The organism is uncultured Rummeliibacillus sp., assembly GCF_934216135.1.
Lineage (GTDB): Bacteria > Bacillota > Bacilli > Bacillales_A > Planococcaceae > Rummeliibacillus.
This window is the reverse complement of sequence record NZ_CAKQBI010000013.1, coordinates 85255-101594: the sequence shown is the minus strand read 5'-3', so window position 1 is coordinate 101594 and position 16340 is coordinate 85255. Positions and strand designations below refer to the sequence as shown.

At 36.7% G+C, this 16340-nt stretch carries 12 protein-coding genes; 1 reads left to right on the top strand and 11 read right to left on the bottom strand.

Features of this window, described 5'->3' with window-relative positions:
* Positions 1 to 122: 122 nt before the first annotated feature.
* The 9 genes from meaB to Q0977_RS10505 form a co-directional block, all read right to left on the bottom strand.
* Complete coding sequence (gene meaB / locus Q0977_RS10545; RefSeq protein ID WP_299513507.1) at positions 123 to 1202, bottom strand: methylmalonyl Co-A mutase-associated GTPase MeaB; 1080 nt, start codon at positions 1200 to 1202, stop codon at positions 123 to 125.
* Positions 1202 to 3349 carry a methylmalonyl-CoA mutase gene (scpA, locus tag Q0977_RS10540; RefSeq protein ID WP_124217636.1) on the bottom strand — a complete coding sequence of 716 codons (2148 nt, stop codon included), beginning with the start codon at positions 3347 to 3349 and terminating at the stop codon, positions 1202 to 1204. The genes meaB and scpA overlap by 1 nt, the downstream gene beginning before the upstream one ends.
* Entirely contained in the window at positions 3346 to 5007 is a 1662-nt protein-coding gene (locus Q0977_RS10535; RefSeq protein WP_299513502.1) for a methylmalonyl-CoA mutase family protein, read from the bottom strand. Before Q0977_RS10535 ends, scpA begins: the two co-directional genes overlap by 4 nt.
* A 117-nt stretch (positions 5008 to 5124) precedes the next feature.
* Complete coding sequence (locus Q0977_RS10530) at positions 5125 to 6399, bottom strand: dihydrolipoamide acetyltransferase family protein (protein WP_299513499.1); 1275 nt, start codon at positions 6397 to 6399, stop codon at positions 5125 to 5127.
* A gap of 19 nt (positions 6400 to 6418) precedes the next feature.
* On the bottom strand, positions 6419 to 7402 hold the full coding sequence (locus Q0977_RS10525) for an alpha-ketoacid dehydrogenase subunit beta (RefSeq protein WP_119414870.1): 984 nt from the start codon (positions 7400 to 7402) through the stop codon (positions 6419 to 6421).
* A gap of 2 nt (positions 7403 to 7404) precedes the next feature.
* Positions 7405 to 8409 carry a thiamine pyrophosphate-dependent dehydrogenase E1 component subunit alpha gene (locus Q0977_RS10520; RefSeq protein ID WP_119414869.1) on the bottom strand — a complete coding sequence of 335 codons (1005 nt, stop codon included), beginning with the start codon at positions 8407 to 8409 and terminating at the stop codon, positions 7405 to 7407.
* A 15-nt stretch (positions 8410 to 8424) separates the two neighbouring features.
* On the bottom strand, positions 8425 to 9852 hold the full coding sequence (gene lpdA, locus Q0977_RS10515; RefSeq protein ID WP_299513493.1) for a dihydrolipoyl dehydrogenase: 1428 nt from the start codon (positions 9850 to 9852) through the stop codon (positions 8425 to 8427).
* Between the two features lie 179 nt (positions 9853 to 10031).
* Positions 10032 to 11135, bottom strand: coding sequence for a Glu/Leu/Phe/Val dehydrogenase (locus Q0977_RS10510; protein WP_119414867.1), 1104 nt, complete (start codon positions 11133 to 11135; stop codon positions 10032 to 10034).
* Positions 11136 to 11313: 178 nt separating this feature from the next.
* Positions 11314 to 13362, bottom strand: a complete 2049-nt coding sequence (locus tag Q0977_RS10505; RefSeq protein WP_119414866.1) for a sigma-54-dependent Fis family transcriptional regulator — start codon at positions 13360 to 13362, stop codon at positions 11314 to 11316.
* 133 nt (positions 13363 to 13495) lie between these two features.
* Here Q0977_RS10505 and Q0977_RS10500 point away from each other — a divergent pair, with 133 nt between their 5' ends.
* Entirely contained in the window at positions 13496 to 13735 is a 240-nt protein-coding gene (locus tag Q0977_RS10500; protein WP_119414865.1) for a DUF2627 domain-containing protein, read from the top strand.
* 56 nt (positions 13736 to 13791) lie between these two features.
* On the opposite strand, the gene Q0977_RS10495 is transcribed toward Q0977_RS10500, so the two are convergent.
* Both Q0977_RS10495 and Q0977_RS10490 read right to left on the bottom strand, forming a co-directional pair.
* Positions 13792 to 14514: a glycerophosphodiester phosphodiesterase family protein gene (locus Q0977_RS10495; protein ID WP_299513483.1), complete on the bottom strand. Its 723-nt coding sequence runs from the start codon at positions 14512 to 14514 to the stop codon at positions 13792 to 13794.
* On the bottom strand, positions 14507 to 16078 hold the full coding sequence (locus tag Q0977_RS10490) for a DUF342 domain-containing protein (protein WP_299513480.1): 1572 nt from the start codon (positions 16076 to 16078) through the stop codon (positions 14507 to 14509). The genes Q0977_RS10495 and Q0977_RS10490 overlap by 8 nt, the downstream gene beginning before the upstream one ends.
* Positions 16079 to 16340 lie beyond the last annotated feature (262 nt).

The following is a 16340-nucleotide window of genomic DNA, read 5'->3' as shown; positions in this document are numbered from 1 at the left end:
TATAAGATATTTGGAGCTTACGTGTATTTTTTTACCCTAAATTGTTTGATAACCCCAACAATTAGTATAGAACCATTATCCTAAATATGATTTTATACTCAAACAAAAAAACTGAGTAAAAATTACTCAGCCTCTTTTGGAAATAACTGCTCGACACCTTGTGCGACAGTGATTTGTCCATTTAGTATTTGTTGTTCTAAGGTTTGTACCTGATTCTTTCTATCGGGATTTCCGTAGAAGGAATCGATTAAGTGATCGTGAATCATGGATTGGAACCAGTCAGTCGTTTGTTGACTTCTACGACTGTCCCAAACTCCATTTTCTAATCCTTGTTTTTGGAACTCTAATATGGTTTCAAGTACTTTGTCTAATCCCTTATTTTCATAAGATGATGCTGTCATCGAACGAGTTGTCCAGCCTGGTGTTGCAGGTTGTAACAGATGAAGAATTTGTTTATATTCTGCAGCTGTTTTTTTGGCATTGCGGATATTATCACCATCTGCTTTATGCACTAGAATTGTATCCGCGAGTTCCATAATTCCTTTTTTCATACCTTGTAGTTCGTCCCCTGCACCCGTCAAGACAAGTAAAAGGAAGAAATCAACCATGCCACGGACAATGGTTTCACTTTGTCCGACACCAACTGTTTCGATCAAAATAATGTCATAACCAGCTGCTTCACATAAAAGCATGGTTTCACGCGTTTTTTTGTGTACGCCACCAAGTGTACCGGCAGAAGGAGATGGACGGATGAAAGCATTCTTCTCACGAGATAATTCTTCCATCCTTGTTTTATCCCCTAAAATACTCCCACCGGTAACTGTTGAACTTGGATCAATGGCTAGCACCGCTACTTTGTGACCTTGGCTACAAAGCATTTTCCCAAAGGATTCGATAAACGTACTCTTTCCTGCACCAGGTACACCTGTAATTCCAATTCGAATAGAATTTCCTGTATAAGGGAGGAGTTTTTTTAATAACTCCTGCCCCTCTACTTTATCATCAACATTCGAACTTTCTAAAAGTGTGATGGCTTTGGCTAAATGTAAGCGAGAACCTTCTCGAACCTCTGACGCTAACTCATCCAAATCTTGCTTTTCTTTCTTTTTCTTCACAAACTTTTTTCGCTTTGTTGGCTCCATACCATCGTGAATCGCTTTAACACCTGGTTGTACAAAAAGCGCGGATTCTTTATCAGGCATTAAGCTTCCTCATAGCCCAAGTTTTTGTATATGATTTCAAGCATTTTTTGTGATGCGATTGGCAATACAGTACCAGGTCCAAAGATTGCAGCTGCACCATGTTCATATAAGAAATCATAATCTTGTGCTGGAATAACTCCACCAACAATAACGATAATATCTTCACGACCTAATTTTTTCAATTCTGCAACAAGTTCAGGAACCAATGTTTTGTGACCCGCAGCAAGTGAAGAAACACCTACAACATGAACATCATTTTCTACTGCCATTTGAGCTGTTTCTTCTGGTGTCATAAATAATGGTGAAATATCAACGTCAAAACCGAAATCAGCGTAAGCAGTTGCAACTACTTTCGCACCACGGTCATGACCATCTTGACCCATTTTTGCTACTAGAATACGTGGACGACGACCTTCATTTTCTAGGAATTCGTCAGTCATTTGTTTTATTTCTTTAATCGCATCTTCATCTGAATAGTTCGTAGCGTACACCCCACTAATTGAGCGAATAACTGCTTTGTGACGTCCAGATACTTTTTCAATAGCATCTGAAATTTCGCCTAGTGTTGCACGTGCACGAGCTGCATCTACTGCAACAGCAAGTAAGTTTTCTTCGCCTGTTTCAGCAGCTTTTGTTAGGCGTGCTAAGTGGCGTTTCACTTCTGCATCGTCTCGCTCAGCTTTCATTTTGTTAATACGGTCAATTTGAGATTGACGTACTAATGTATTATCAATATCTAAAATTTCAATCGGTTCTTCTTCTGTAAGACGATATTTGTTCACACCTATAATCGTTTCTGCTTTTGAGTCAATTTTTGCTTGGCGTTTTGCTGCTGCTTCTTCGACCTTCATCTTTGGTAGACCTGTTTCGATCGCTTTTGCCATACCGCCAAGATCCTCAATTTCTTCGATCAATTTCCAAGCGGATTGAGTTAGTTCATCTGTAAGTTTTTCAACATAGTATGAACCGCCCCATGGATCGATTGTTTTCGTCATACCTGTTTCGTTTTGCAAGAACAATTGCGTATTACGCGCAATTCGAGCTGAGAAATCAGTCGGTAGAGCAATTGCTTCATCAAGTGCATTTGTATGAAGGGATTGCGTATGTCCCATTGTTGCTGCGTTTGCTTCGATTAGTGTACGTGTCACGTTGTTAAATGGATCTTGCTCTGTTAAAGACCAACCAGAAGTTTGTGAGTGAGTACGTAATGCTAATGTTTTTGGATTTTTCGGATTGAATGTAGACATCATTTGTGCCCAAATTCGACGAGCTGCACGCATTTTCGCAATTTCCATGTAATAGTTCATACCGATTGCCCAGAAGAAAGATAAACGTGGAGCAAATTTATCGATATCAATGCCTGCTTTTAATCCTGTACGAACATATTCAAGACCATCTGCTAGTGTGTATGCAAGTTCAATATCATTCGTAGCCCCAGCTTCTTGAATATGGTAACCAGAAATAGAGATTGAGTTAAATTTCGGCATGAATTTTGATGTATATTCAAAAATATCAGCGATAATCTTCATAGACATTTCTGGAGGATAAATATATGTGTTACGAACCATATATTCTTTTAAAATGTCATTTTGGATTGTACCTGATAATTTATCAGGTGTTACGCCTTGTTCTTCTGCTGTTACAATATAAAACGCAAGAACAGGTAGTACCGCACCATTCATCGTCATGGATACAGACATTTGATCAAGTGGAATACCATCAAATAGAATTTTTGTATCTTCTACTGAGTCGATTGCAACGCCGGCTTTACCAACATCACCTGTTACGCGAGGGTGATCTGAGTCATAGCCACGGTGCGTCGCAAGGTCAAAGGCAACTGATAAACCTTTTTGACCCATCGCAAGGTTACGACGATAGAAAGCATTTGATTCTTCAGCTGTAGAGAAACCTGCGTATTGACGGATTGTCCAAGGACGTCCTACATACATTGTCGGATAAGGTCCACGTGTATTTGGAGCAATTCCAGCTACATCATTTAGATGTTTTAATCCTTTGTAATCTTCTTTCGTATATACATTTTTCACTTCAATATTTTCATTTGTATGAAATGTTTTATCTGAAACAGGAACTTCTTCTGTTTTTAAAACTTCTTCTATCGAAATATCAGCAAAATTTGGCTTGCTCATCGTTGAACCTCCTTCAAGGTATCTTGGATGCCTTGTAATTTCTCAATAATATTTTGACCAGCGAAGACAAAACCATTTAGTCCTTGGTCTTCCCAGTCTTCATCAAATTTACCTGCAGCATCTAGTAATATATGTCCTGGTTTTGAAGCTAATAATGCAGGAATGACTTCTTTTGTATCGTCATCAGTTGCACTAAATACTACATAGTCAGCTGTCGTATTTGATAACCACTCTTTTGCTTTTTTGACATCTGTAAATGGATCTGTTACTTCTGCAGTAATACCTGCAGTCGCGAATATACCTTTTACAAAGTCAGTACGTGGTTTAATATTTTTGAGAATTCCATATGTTAAAATCACAACATGTACCGGTGATTGTTTGAATTGTTGTCGAAGTTCTTCGAATGGTTTTGCAATTCGATTTACTTCATAGAATGATTCTGATGGTACTTCTTCGTTCGCATTTGCGAAATTATTTGTACCAACTAAAACAGTTTTGCGACGTTCTACATCGTTGATACGTTTTGCCATCATTTCGTCAAGTTCTTTTTGAAGTTTTCCTGATTCAGCATATGCGCTATAGCCGCCAGCTTCCTCGATTTCAACAAATTTCGCCCAAGCCTTTTTCACTAACTCATGAGTCAATGATTCAACGTAATAAGAACCGCCAGCAGGATCTAGAACTTGCGTTATATGAGATTCTTCTTTAATCACTAAGGATACGTTACGTGCGATACGAATTGATTGGTTTGTTGGTTTTGTTAGTACATCATGAGGATGAACTGTCACCACGTCCGCTCCACCTAATACAGCAGAAAATGCTTCATTTCCGGCACGTAAAAGATTTACATAAACATCTAATTTTGAAAAGCTACGTAAAGATGTTTCTGCAAAAATTTTAACTGGTTGAGGATTTTCTACACCATAAGCTTTTGCAAAAGCCTTCCATAATACTCTAAATGCACGGATTTTTGCGATTTCCATAAAGAATTTTGTATCGATTGCGAAGGATACGAAAAATTGTTTTTCAAATTCAGCGAATTCCATGTTGTTAGCTAACTCACTTGCTTTAGCTAATGCAATCGCTAATTCTTGAACTGCATTTGCACCTTGATAATGCGCATCTTGAATGTAAGCGTTTAACTTTCGAACATTCGGAAAATCCAGAATAGTTTGTTCCTCTTTTGAAATGATAAAGCCTGAAATATCTTTATTCTCAACATATTTAAATACGTCAACAACTGCTGGATCAACAACATTGATAACAAATGGATGTTTTTCAAGTAATGCTGCTAATTGTTTTAATGCATTTTCATTCCATTCAAAGTTCACTTTGCCAACTGTAACATATTGGTTACCTCGTTCAAACGAATCCTCTGTTTGAGCGATGAATTCTTCAATAGTATCTCCATATGCTGCTTGAGCTACAGTAAATGCACTATCCACTTGCATTGCTCGAATAGTTGATACTTGTTCCTCTAATTTCCCGTCAACTTTTGCCATTAGGCTTTCAGTTGTGTATAAAGGTTCAAGAGTAATCCCCTCAATTGTTTTTGTAAATAATGATTCAAAAGGTTTTCCTTTAAGAGCCTTAATCGATGCTTCTTGCCATTCATCGTAAGAAGGTTTTTTAAATTCTACTTCTTTCATGTTTGTCATACGGACGCGATGACGCTTCCCCCCTTCAGTGATTCTATTACTATTTTACACAACAATGTGACTTCATAAAAGAAAAAAAAGTCTGAAAACCGTAATATTACGGTCTTCAGACATCTATCAATAGATTGAAGTTGTGTCTTTTGATATATTTTCGAGAATTTCTTTTACACGAGCTAGAAATTTCCCGCTTACGAATCCATCTAAAATTCTATGATCAATGGATAAACAAATATTCACCATATCTCTTGCAGCAAACATTCCACCGTTCATAATTACAGGACGTTTTACAATAGATTCTATTTGTAATATCGCTGCCTGTGGATAATTGATAATACCCATCGATTGAACAGAGCCAAATGAACCTGTGTTATTTACAGTGAATGTTCCACCTTGCATATCTTCGGATTTCAACTTGCCGCTTCGTACTTTAATGGCAAGTTCATGGACCTCTTTTGCGATACCTTTAATCGACTTGTCATCTGCATGATGAATAACTGGAACATACAATGCATCTTCTGTTGTTACAGCAATAGAAAGGTTGATATCCTTTTTCTGAATAATTTTGTCACCTTGCCATTGTGAATTCATCATTGGAAACTCTTTTAAAGCTTGGGAAACTGCTTTTACAAAGAAAGCAAAGTACGTAAGATTATATCCTTCTTTCTTTTTAAAATCCTCTTTTATCGAATCGCGATAACTTACTAAATCAGTGACATCCACTTCCATCATCATCCAGGCATGCGGTATTTCTTGTGTACTCATCACCATGTTCTTGGCAATTGCACGTCGAACACCTGATACTGGGATTTCAATATCACCGATGCTTGATGGCTGCGTTTCTATGTGATTTGTTAACTTCACTTCAGGTATAACTTGTTGCGTGGCTATGTTTGGTTGTTCCACCTTTTGTTTTGTCGCTTTAGGAATATTACCCGTTTCAATAATCTTTTGGATATCTTTTCGTGTTATTCGTCCAGAAGCGCCGCTACCTTCTACTTGCGTGAGGTCAATTTGATGTTCTGAAGCTAAGCGTACAACAGCTGGTGAATATCTTGTTTTCATCGATTTTCCGTTCGAAGTATTAGTATTTTGATCTTCGTTAGAACTTTCTTTTGAATGAGTAGTTACTGTTGATGGGTTTACGACAGCATCTTCAATTTCGATGGTACAAACAATCTTACCCACTTCAATTGTATCGCCTTCATGCGCGATCAGTTCAGATATTGTCCCTGTGAATGATGATGGTAATTCTGCTGTCACCTTGTCTGTTTGAACTTCAGCTAAAGCATCGTATTTTTTTACTTGGTCACCAGGTTTGATTAGCCATCTTTCAATTGTACCTTCTGTAACACTTTCACCAAGTTGTGGCATTGTAATATTTTGTATGGTCATATTATTCCCCTCCTTAGCACTAAAATGCTGCCAATTCGCGCATGGCCTGTTCTACTTTTTCAGGACTAATCATAAAGAATTTTTCCATTGTTGGCGCGTAAGGCATAGCTGGTACATCTGGTCCTGCTAAGCGTTTAATCGGTGCATCCAAATCAAATAAAGCATATTCCGCGATAATTGCTGCTACTTCACTCATTACACTGCCTTCTTTAGTGTCTTCTGTAATTAGAAGAACTTTTCCCGTTTTCTTCGCAGCTTCAATAATAGCTTCTTGATCGAGTGGATAGATTGTTCGCAAATCTAATATATGTGCGCTAATTCCATCTTTTTCAATTCTTTCAGCTGCTTGCAATGCAAAATGCACACCTAAGCCATACGTAATAACCGTAATATCATCGCCTTCACGTTTTACGTCTGCTTTCCCAATTTCAATGGTATAGTCGTCATCAGGAACTTCGCCTTTGATCAAACGATATGCTCTTTTATGTTCGAAAAATAATACAGGATCATCATCACGAATTGCAGCTTTTAATAAGCCTTTTGCATCGTATGGAGTAGATGGAATGACAATTTTTAACCCTGGTTGGTTCGCAAATACTGCTTCAACAGATTGTGAATGATAAAGTGCTCCATGAACACCACCACCAAAAGGTGCACGAATGACCATTGGACAATTCCAATCATTATTTGAACGATAGCGAACTTTTGCTGCTTCAGAAACGATTTGGTTGACAGCTGGCATGATAAAATCAGCAAATTGCATTTCTGCAATTGGTCTTAAGCCATACATAGCAGCACCAATTCCGACACCTGCTATTGCAGATTCTGCTAATGGTGTATCGATTACTCTGTCTTCGCCAAATTGTTCATATAAGCCGTTTGTTGCTTTGAATACGCCACCTTTACGACCAACATCTTCACCAAGGATAAAAACTCGTTCATCTCTTTCCATTTCTTCTTTCATCGCAAGTGTAATTGCATCAATATAAGATAAAACGGCCATTTTTATACTTCCTCCTGTTCTGCATAAACGTATTTTAATGCATGCTCAGGTGCTGCATATGGGGCCTGTTCTGCATATTCAGTAGCTTCATCAATTTCAGCCATGATGTCATTTTGCATTTTCTCTTCAAGTTCTGATGTTAAAATGTTCAATTCTTTTAAGTAATTTGAGAATCTCATAATCGGATCATGTGCTTTTCCTTCTGCTAAATCTTCTTCTGTCCGATATTGACGTTGATCATCATCAGATGAATGCGCAGTCAAACGATAGCAAACTGTTTCGATAAGACTTGGTCCTTTCCCCTCTCTCGCTCGATCAGCTGCTTCTTTTACTACTTTATAAACTTCAATTGGATCATTACCATCTACCGTTACACCTGGCATTCCATACCCTTTGGCACGATCAGATACATTTTCACAAGCAAGTTGTTTTTTTAACGGAACAGATATAGCATAGCGATTATTTTCTACCATAATAATAACCGGTAGTTTATGAACGCCCGCAAAATTAGCCCCTTCATGGAAATCACCTTGGTTAGAGGATCCTTCACCTAGAGTTACAAATGTCACAAAATCTTTCTTTTGCATTTTACTAGCCAAAGCTACCCCTACTGCATGGGGTACTTGTGTTGTTACGGGTGATGAGCCTGTTATAATACGATTTTTCTTTTGTCCAAAGTGTCCTGGCATTTGTCTACCACCGGAGTTTGGGTCTTCTGCTTTTGCGAAAGCAGATAGCATTAGTTCTTGTGTAGTCATTCCGAAACGAAGGACAACCCCCATATCTCGATAATAAGGCGCGATATAATCTTTTTCGTTGTCTAATGCATAAGCCGCCCCTACTTGTGCTGCTTCTTGGCCTTGACAAGAAATAACAAATGGGATTTTACCTGCGCGATTTAGAAGCCACATTCTTTCATCTATTCGTCGTGCTAATAGCATTGTTCTATACATTTCAAGTACTTTTTCATCTGATAAACCTAATGCAGCATGTCTGTTTTCAGTCATTTTCTCATCTCTCCTTTACTGATGAATCGCTTTTCCTTCAACAGCTAAAGCTGCTTCTCCAATTGCTTCTGAAAGCGACGGATGTGGGTGGATATGTGCTGACATTTCCCACGGAGTCGCATCTACTAACATCGCAAGACTTGCTTCGGATATAAGTTCTGTTGCATGAGCACCAATGATATGTATCCCGACAATATCATCCGACTTTTTGTCTGCGATTATTTTCACAAATCCTTCTGTTTCACCGTAAACAAGCGCTTTTCCAATAGCAGCAAATGGAAATTTACCTATGGCGATTTCTAAACCCTGTTCTTTTGCTTGTTTTTCTGTAAAACCAATGCTTGCAACTTCTGGACTACCATAAATACAACGTGCTATCTTATGAAGTTCAATTTTCTCAGGTTGATATCCAGCAATATGTTCCACTGCATGGATTCCTTCATGAGATGCAACATGAGCAAGTTGCAAACCACCAATAACATCACCAATTGCATAGATATGAGTTTCTTTTGTTTGATAATGTTCATTTACTTCTATAAATCCGCGGTGTACTTCAATATCTGTATTATCTAGACCGATATTTTCTACATTTGCTTGTCTGCCAACTGATAATAATAATTTTTCTGCGGATAATTTTTGCTGTGAACCATTCACTTCAGCTGATATCTCAATGTGATCAGCATTTGCTTGCAGTATTTCCGGAAGTATATTGGCATTGGTTAAAACACGGATACCCCTTTTTTCAAACGAAGTTGTCATTAATTTTTGAACATCATAATCTTCTGTTGGCAAAATAGCATCGGAATATTCAACAATCGTTACTTCTACACCAAAATCATGTAACATTGATGCCCATTCAATCCCGATTACGCCACCACCCACAATGATTAATGATTGTGGTAACTGTTCCAATGACATTAAATCATCTGATGTTAATATTGTTTTGCTATCTGGTGTCAAACCTTTTAAGCCTCTTGGTCTGGATCCTGTTGCAATGATGACATTTTTCGGAATGAGCATTTCATTTTCACGGTCATCTTCAAATTCCACCGAAATAGTACCAGACATCGGTGAAAAAATAGATGGTCCTAATATTCTTCCATAGCCTTTATATACATCAATTTTTCCTTTTTTCATCAAGCCTTGAACGCCTTTATGTAATTGATCAACAATTCCATTTTTGCGTTTTTGAGCCTGTTCAAAGTTAAATTTTATATCATATGCTTCCACACCAAATGTATGAGCTTGCTCTTTTGTTGTCCGATAGACTTCCGCACTGCGTAGCAAGGCTTTACTTGGAATACATCCTTTATGTAAACAAGTACCCCCTAGTTTACTTTGTTCCACAATGGCAGTAGAAAGGCCGAGTTGTGCGGCACGAATAGCTGCAACATAACCTCCTGGTCCTCCTCCTAATATGACAAGGTCATAATTCTTAGCCATAAGAACACACTCCTATTTTTATATTTCCCTATTAGTTATATCATTAAATTTTATATATAAAACGTGATAACTGTCATATTCAAATAAATAATAGCACTATCAAACATGACAGTTATATTTTTATTACCTGGTACTAAATTATAGCATACTTATTTTAAAAGTCACCTGATTTATATCTTCTAATCTCTTTCTCTATTTGATAGAATATTCTTTTCATTACGCAAAAATGTGCTTCGTGATTTTGAAATTCGATTGATACGATCTTCTGCTAATTGGTTGGCAGCCAAATAGGTCGGTATATTATCTCTTTTTGATATTGCTATAATTTTAGCTATGCTATCATAAATACCTTCCACTCTTTTCATCGCACGTTCACGATTATAGCCATATAACTCATCTGCAACATTAATCACACCGCCTGCATTAATAACGTAATCTGGCGCGTAAACAATGCCTGTTTCATGTAATATCTGGCCATGTACTGAATGTTGAAGCTGATTGTTAGCAGATCCGGCAATCACTTTTGCTTTCAGTTGTGGGATGGTTTGATCATTGATAATTGCACCTAATGCACATGGTGAGAAAATATCCACTTCTTGTTTATATATTTCATGTGGTTCTACAGCTGTTGCACCAAATTCTTCTACAACTCGTGTTACAGCTAGTTCATTAATATCTGTTACAATCAATTCTGCCCCTTCTTCATATAAATACTGACACAATGTATAAGCAACATTACCAAGCCCTTGAACAGCAATTTTTTTACCTTTCAAATTATCGCTACCAAACGCCTCTTTTGCAGCCGCTTTCATCCCTACATATACACCATATGCCGTTACTGGTGATGGGTTACCTGATGACCCAAATGCAGGAGAAATACCAGTGACATAATCGGTCTCTTCATGAATCAAATCCATATCAGCAACTGTTGTACCAACATCCTCCGCTGTAATATAACGGCCATTCAATCCTTGTATAAATCTACCGAGCGCACGAAACATTTCATCATTTTTATCTTTGAATGGATCACCCATAATAACCGTTTTTCCTCCACCTAGATTTAAACCAGCTGCTGCATTTTTATATGTCATACCACGAGCCAATCGTAGCGCATCTTCTATAGCATCCGCTTCTGATGCATAAGTCCACATTCTTGTACCACCAAGCGCAGGCCCTAGTGTTGTATCATGTATAGCAATAATTGCTTTTAACCCTGAAGATTGATCTTGACACATTACAATTTGTTCATAATCATATTTTTCCATATACTTGAAGATTTCCATTGATATGTCCCCCTTTGAAGTTGTGAACTATTTCTGGTTTTTATAAATCCCAGTTACCATTATTTAATGCAAGAAGCATGCCAAATGTAAAAAGCCTACCTTAAATGAATTTCATTTAAGGTAGGCTTTTAAATTCCGTGCAATATTTTGCGCAATGTGCAATTTGTTGCGCGCCATTTTATGCAAGACCATATTTTTCTAATTTATAATATAAACTTCTAATCGAAATATTGAGCATATGAGCCGTCTTTGTTTTATTGTATTGACAGGTTTCTAATGCTTGTTCAATAATTTGTTTTTCATGACGATGCATGATTTCTTCGAGTGAACCTTGAATGATCTTCAGAGCCTTATCGTTTTCAGCAAAATCATTCTGATTACTAGAAATTTGAACAAAACGTTCATGTATTTCTGTTTCAGAAATTGGCATGAAAATCATAGCCCGCCCAATGACATTTTCTAATTCACGGACATTACCAGGCCAATTGTAGGATTGTAGTTTTGGAATAACCGCTGGTGAAACCGTGGTCACATTTCTCCCATATTCACGATTTAGCTTTGTCAACAAACGCTCTACAAGTTGTGGTATATCCTGTAATCGATTTCGTAATGGCGGGATATAAATCGGCATTCGATTTAATCGATAATATAGATCTTCACGAAAAGTATGATCATGTAGCGCCTTTTCCATATTGACATTCGTTGCAGCAATAATACGAACATCAATCGGAATTGGTTTTACACCACCTACTCGCACAATTTCTCTTTCCTGTAGAACTCTTAATAATTTAGCTTGTGTATTTAACGATAATTCCCCAATCTCATCTAAGAAGATACTACCACCATTTGCTTCTTCAAAAAGGCCCCGCTTTCCTCCTTTTTTCGCACCCGTAAAGGCTCCGTCTTCATAACCAAATAGTTCACTTTCTAATAAGTTTTCTGCAATTGCTGCACAATTTACGCGGATAAACTTTTCATAATGCCGGTTACTTTCACTATGAATGGCATGAGCAAATAATTCCTTTCCAGTTCCTGATTCTCCTCTTAAAAACACCGTGACAGGCGTTTTAGCAGCCAATTTTGCTTGTTCTATAGCCAATGTCATTTCTTCCGAATTACCGATGATATCATCAAATACATATTTTGACTCTAAAGATCTAATAATTGTTTTTGCTTTGTTTAATTCCTGGGCAAGCGAACGCATTTCTGTGACATCATGAATAACACCTACACTACCTTTTAGTTCATTTTCTACGATAATAGGTGCCACATTCACGATAACTTCCCGCATACTCGGTCCTAGACGCATATTGACACCACGAATTGGCTTTTTCGTTTCAATTACTTTAAGATGCATACTTTCACCCTCGGAGATATCTGTTGTAGCTGGCTTTCCGATGATTTCCTCTGGAGGAAGCCCTGTAATTCTTGTATACGCAGGATTTACAAGAATACCTCGGCCTTGTTCATCCACTACAGAAATAGCATCGTCACTCGATTGGATAATTGCTTCTAGCATCGTTTTGATTTCTTTTAAATCTGTAATTTCTTCGGCTAAAGATACTACTTCGCTAATATCCTTGAAGATGGCAAATGCACCGATTTGCATCGAATGTTCATCCAACATTGGAAATCTGGAAGTGACAATTTTTTTGCCCGTTTTTAATAGTAGTTCCTGATTGGTTTCAGCTTGACCAGTTTCTATGACTCTATTTAATCCGCTATTTGGAATGACAACATCTATATGTTGACCTATTGCTTCATCCATTGAGATTCCTGTAATTCGTTGTGCACTTTGGTTAAAAAAAGTGACAATTCCTGAAGGATTAATACTTATCATACCCTCTTCAATCGAATTAAATATAATTTGTTGTCGCTTTGAGAAAGATTGCAGTTTCTGAATATAGTAATCTTTTTCTTGTAATAGTTGTACAATAATTTCAGCGAATCCACCCGGTATCAACATTGTTTCTTTTGGTAAAGTCGCCCTTAACTCTTCAAAAACTTTGTGATCACCAGTTACATCAATGACCATTTCAATTGAATCTTGTAAAAAACTTCGCCAGTCATTTCCCGTTTGAATGCCCATTTTCTTTGCCTCAATGATTCCACTGGCATCGTCCTTGATATCTATAACTGCTACGGTTTGCCATTTAGATGCGTGTCCCAATAACCGTAAGATAGCCGTTCCCCCATTGCCTGCACCTACTATCATTATTCTATGCAAATTTTTTCACTTCCTATCTATTTTAGTTCAAGTATTTTCCTATAATTATTGATATTATAGTATCGAATGTTGATACGCTTGACAATCTATACAATACACGTGAGAATATAAAAGATTAGAGGAGTTGAACGAAATGGGTCGTTTTATAGCTTTTATCATATTAGCCATTCCCGCCATTATGGCTGCAACCGGGATAAAATTAATGCGCGATACTTTTTTTGCAAAATTAGCTGATCCCATACCTTACCTATGGTTGCAATTTACAATTGGAATTATCTTATTTTTAATAGGATTTGGTTTTTTTGCAGGATACTTATTAAACAGAGATCGAAAAAATGGACGAGTAGCAACAAAATATTCTAAGAAGAAATAAAATTGAATGATAGAAAATGCGAAGCCTCTACGGAATTTCATATCCCATAGAGGCTTTTATACTTTTCTTTGTGCTGCTCGGACTATTTCAGGATAGTCAGTAATCCATCCAATCACGTTTTTATGTGGTGATGTAATGTATTTTTCATTACCGTGGATATTGTAAAATCTGCATTTTTTATGATGACGAAAACAGGCATCTAAATATCGTTCTTTGTAATACCAAGTTTTGTTGGCATGAATCGTATCGATATAAGGCAATTGATCTAACTCGTCCCAATTCAATAATTTTGTAGCGATAAAGGCTGTTTCTATGTTTGGTGCTAGCCTTTTGACATTTTTAAGAAGGTCTAGATGAAATGAGGAAAAATGAATATACGGGATTTCCATACATCTTTCTACTGTTGTTTTTAATGCATTGGAATTCTCTATAAAAGATTCTTTAAGCTCAATATTTAACGGTACTTTTGTCCTTGAATGCCAAGATAGAAATTCCTCAAATGTTAAAATCGCTGGTCCTCTAAATCTTCTTATAAAAAGCTTACCAACCTTCAAGGATTTGAGTTCTTTTAAAGTTAGATCGGATACTAATGCATTTTTGCCCGTCAATCTTCTCAAATTGTAATCGTGTACTACGACCGGTATTTGATCCTTTGTCATTTGAATATCAAGTTCTAACCCATCTGATTGCAATTCTAAGGCTAGTTGAAAAGCATCAAGGGAATTTTCAATCGCATAAGCTGAAGCACCACGATGTGCGAAGACTAATGGTCTAGACATTCAGCTCGCCATTTTCCAAGGTGAATTTTCCACAAGTCGAGCTATTCAATATAGTTGACTTCTTCCCAATTTGAATAACAGTACCAGGAAAAGCTTCTTTAGTAATATTAATGTTCTCATCTCCCGTGCTTTTTAGTTGTTGGAAAATACTGTTTATTTCTGTTTCTAATTGATTTAACTCAGATTCCTTTTTATGAATCGTTTCGATAGTATCATCATATGTTTTTCGTTGAATTTCGTTCATTTGTTCTAAAAATGGTTTAAGAGAAAATACTTTCTCATCTAAATGCGCAATTTCCTTTTCAATCTCCATAATTTTATCTTTTTTATCTTTGATAATTTTAGCACTTTCTTTTCGGTCTGGTAGAGTAAGGATTAGCTCTGTCTTTCTTTCTAACCTATTTCCTGAAATGGCAGCGTTGATAGAATTTGTAGCTTCCGCAGAACCGCCAATAATTTTGCCACTTTGTTCATTGACAAAAATATTTTGTGCCTTAAGATTGGAACCCATGGAATAAGAGCCTATAAAAATATCTTTTGAAGCTTGTAGCGTACTATCATTTGTATGTTTTACGTAAATATTGCCCCCTGCACGTACAACGGTCTCACCATTTCCAAAAATCCCACCACGAATATAGATATCACCATATTTAGATTCAATCAGTTTAGCTCCAGTTACTCCTTCAATTCCTTCAATTGAAATATCTCCAGTAGCTTCTACAGAGAAACCTGCAACAACGGTTTCACTGATCGTAATCGATCCATCAAATTTTAAATTTCCTGTTTCTAAACCGACATCTTTTTTAATCTGAAGATGCTTATTAATCGCTAATTTTTCGTTTGTGTTATCAATTACCCCATTATTCTTTGCTCTAATAATAATCTTACCATCGACTTCTTGTTCATAAATGGAACTAGCATCATATTTTAATGGAATGTCCTTACCATCAATTGCTGGAATTGTTTCGCCAAGTACATTCTTACCTGGTATTCCAGGCTTTGCTGGGATTTTTTCTCCTAACCATGCATCTTGTTCGATTTCAAAGATAAAATTCATATCATAGTAATCTGCACGGCCACTCTCCAAAATTTGAGGCTTTCTCTCTGGAATTTCTAAGTACGTTATTTTAGCATCCGATCCCTTTTGTGGCGGTAATCCTGCAGCTACTGTTACAGGTTTTCCAGATTTCACATCATTTAATGATAAGGTATGAAGACCAAATGTAACCCCGACATTTTCCGCAACTTCTCTGATTTGCTTATTCAAATTGTCATCATCTTGGAAGATGGTCGTAGGATCCTCATTAATATACATAGTGGCAAGCATTCGATCTCTTGATACAACAATTTCTAATGGTGGTAGCCAAGTACCAATTTCGACTTGTTCACTCCCCACAGTATTTAAAGCCTTTCTTAAATTCGCAAAACTTGTTAATTTTATGCGCGGATTCTTTTTTAAAATCATATCAAAATCTTTTAAAGAAAAGCCTTCTTTATTCACTTGGATATAAACTTTTGTTTGTTCCTCTAATAATTGTATGTAATCGTTCTCATAAATTAGCAAGACTATTCACCCTTTCAAGCACATATTCCCGTAAACTCTAGTTACTATATTATCGTAATATTTTTGGATTTTTTTAGTGTATTTGTTCCGAAAGTAAATATGATTAATAAAACCTTAGCTACAGAAAATAGAAAATTCTAATAATACTGTTTATAGGCAATGACTTATTATTTTATTTCACTAAAACTATTTATATAGGTGTTGTCTATATATATTCATTTCCTTTATTTTAGTTTAGAAGTAAAACTTAAAAAATTTCAAC

What these genes read in the sequence shown, in the direction of transcription:
- Q0977_RS10510 (WP_119414867.1), bottom strand. Translation starts at nt 11,135, where the DNA reads ATGGAAATCTTCAAGTATATGGAAAAATATGATTATGAACAAATTGTA.
- meaB (WP_299513507.1), bottom strand. Translation starts at nt 1,202, where the DNA reads ATGCCTGATAAAGAATCCGCGCTTTTTGTACAACCAGGTGTTAAAGCG.
- lpdA (WP_299513493.1), bottom strand. Translation starts at nt 9,852, where the DNA reads ATGGCTAAGAATTATGACCTTGTCATATTAGGAGGAGGACCAGGAGGT.
- Q0977_RS10500 (WP_119414865.1), top strand. Translation starts at nt 13,496, where the DNA reads ATGGGTCGTTTTATAGCTTTTATCATATTAGCCATTCCCGCCATTATG.
- Q0977_RS10525 (WP_119414870.1), bottom strand. Translation starts at nt 7,402, where the DNA reads ATGGCCGTTTTATCTTATATTGATGCAATTACACTTGCGATGAAAGAA.
- Q0977_RS10535 (WP_299513502.1), bottom strand. Translation starts at nt 5,007, where the DNA reads ATGACAAACATGAAAGAAGTAGAATTTAAAAAACCTTCTTACGATGAA.
- scpA (WP_124217636.1), bottom strand. Translation starts at nt 3,349, where the DNA reads ATGAGCAAGCCAAATTTTGCTGATATTTCGATAGAAGAAGTTTTAAAA.
- Q0977_RS10530 (WP_299513499.1), bottom strand. Translation starts at nt 6,399, where the DNA reads ATGACCATACAAAATATTACAATGCCACAACTTGGTGAAAGTGTTACA.
- Q0977_RS10520 (WP_119414869.1), bottom strand. Translation starts at nt 8,409, where the DNA reads ATGACTGAAAACAGACATGCTGCATTAGGTTTATCAGATGAAAAAGTA.
- Q0977_RS10495 (WP_299513483.1), bottom strand. Translation starts at nt 14,514, where the DNA reads ATGTCTAGACCATTAGTCTTCGCACATCGTGGTGCTTCAGCTTATGCG.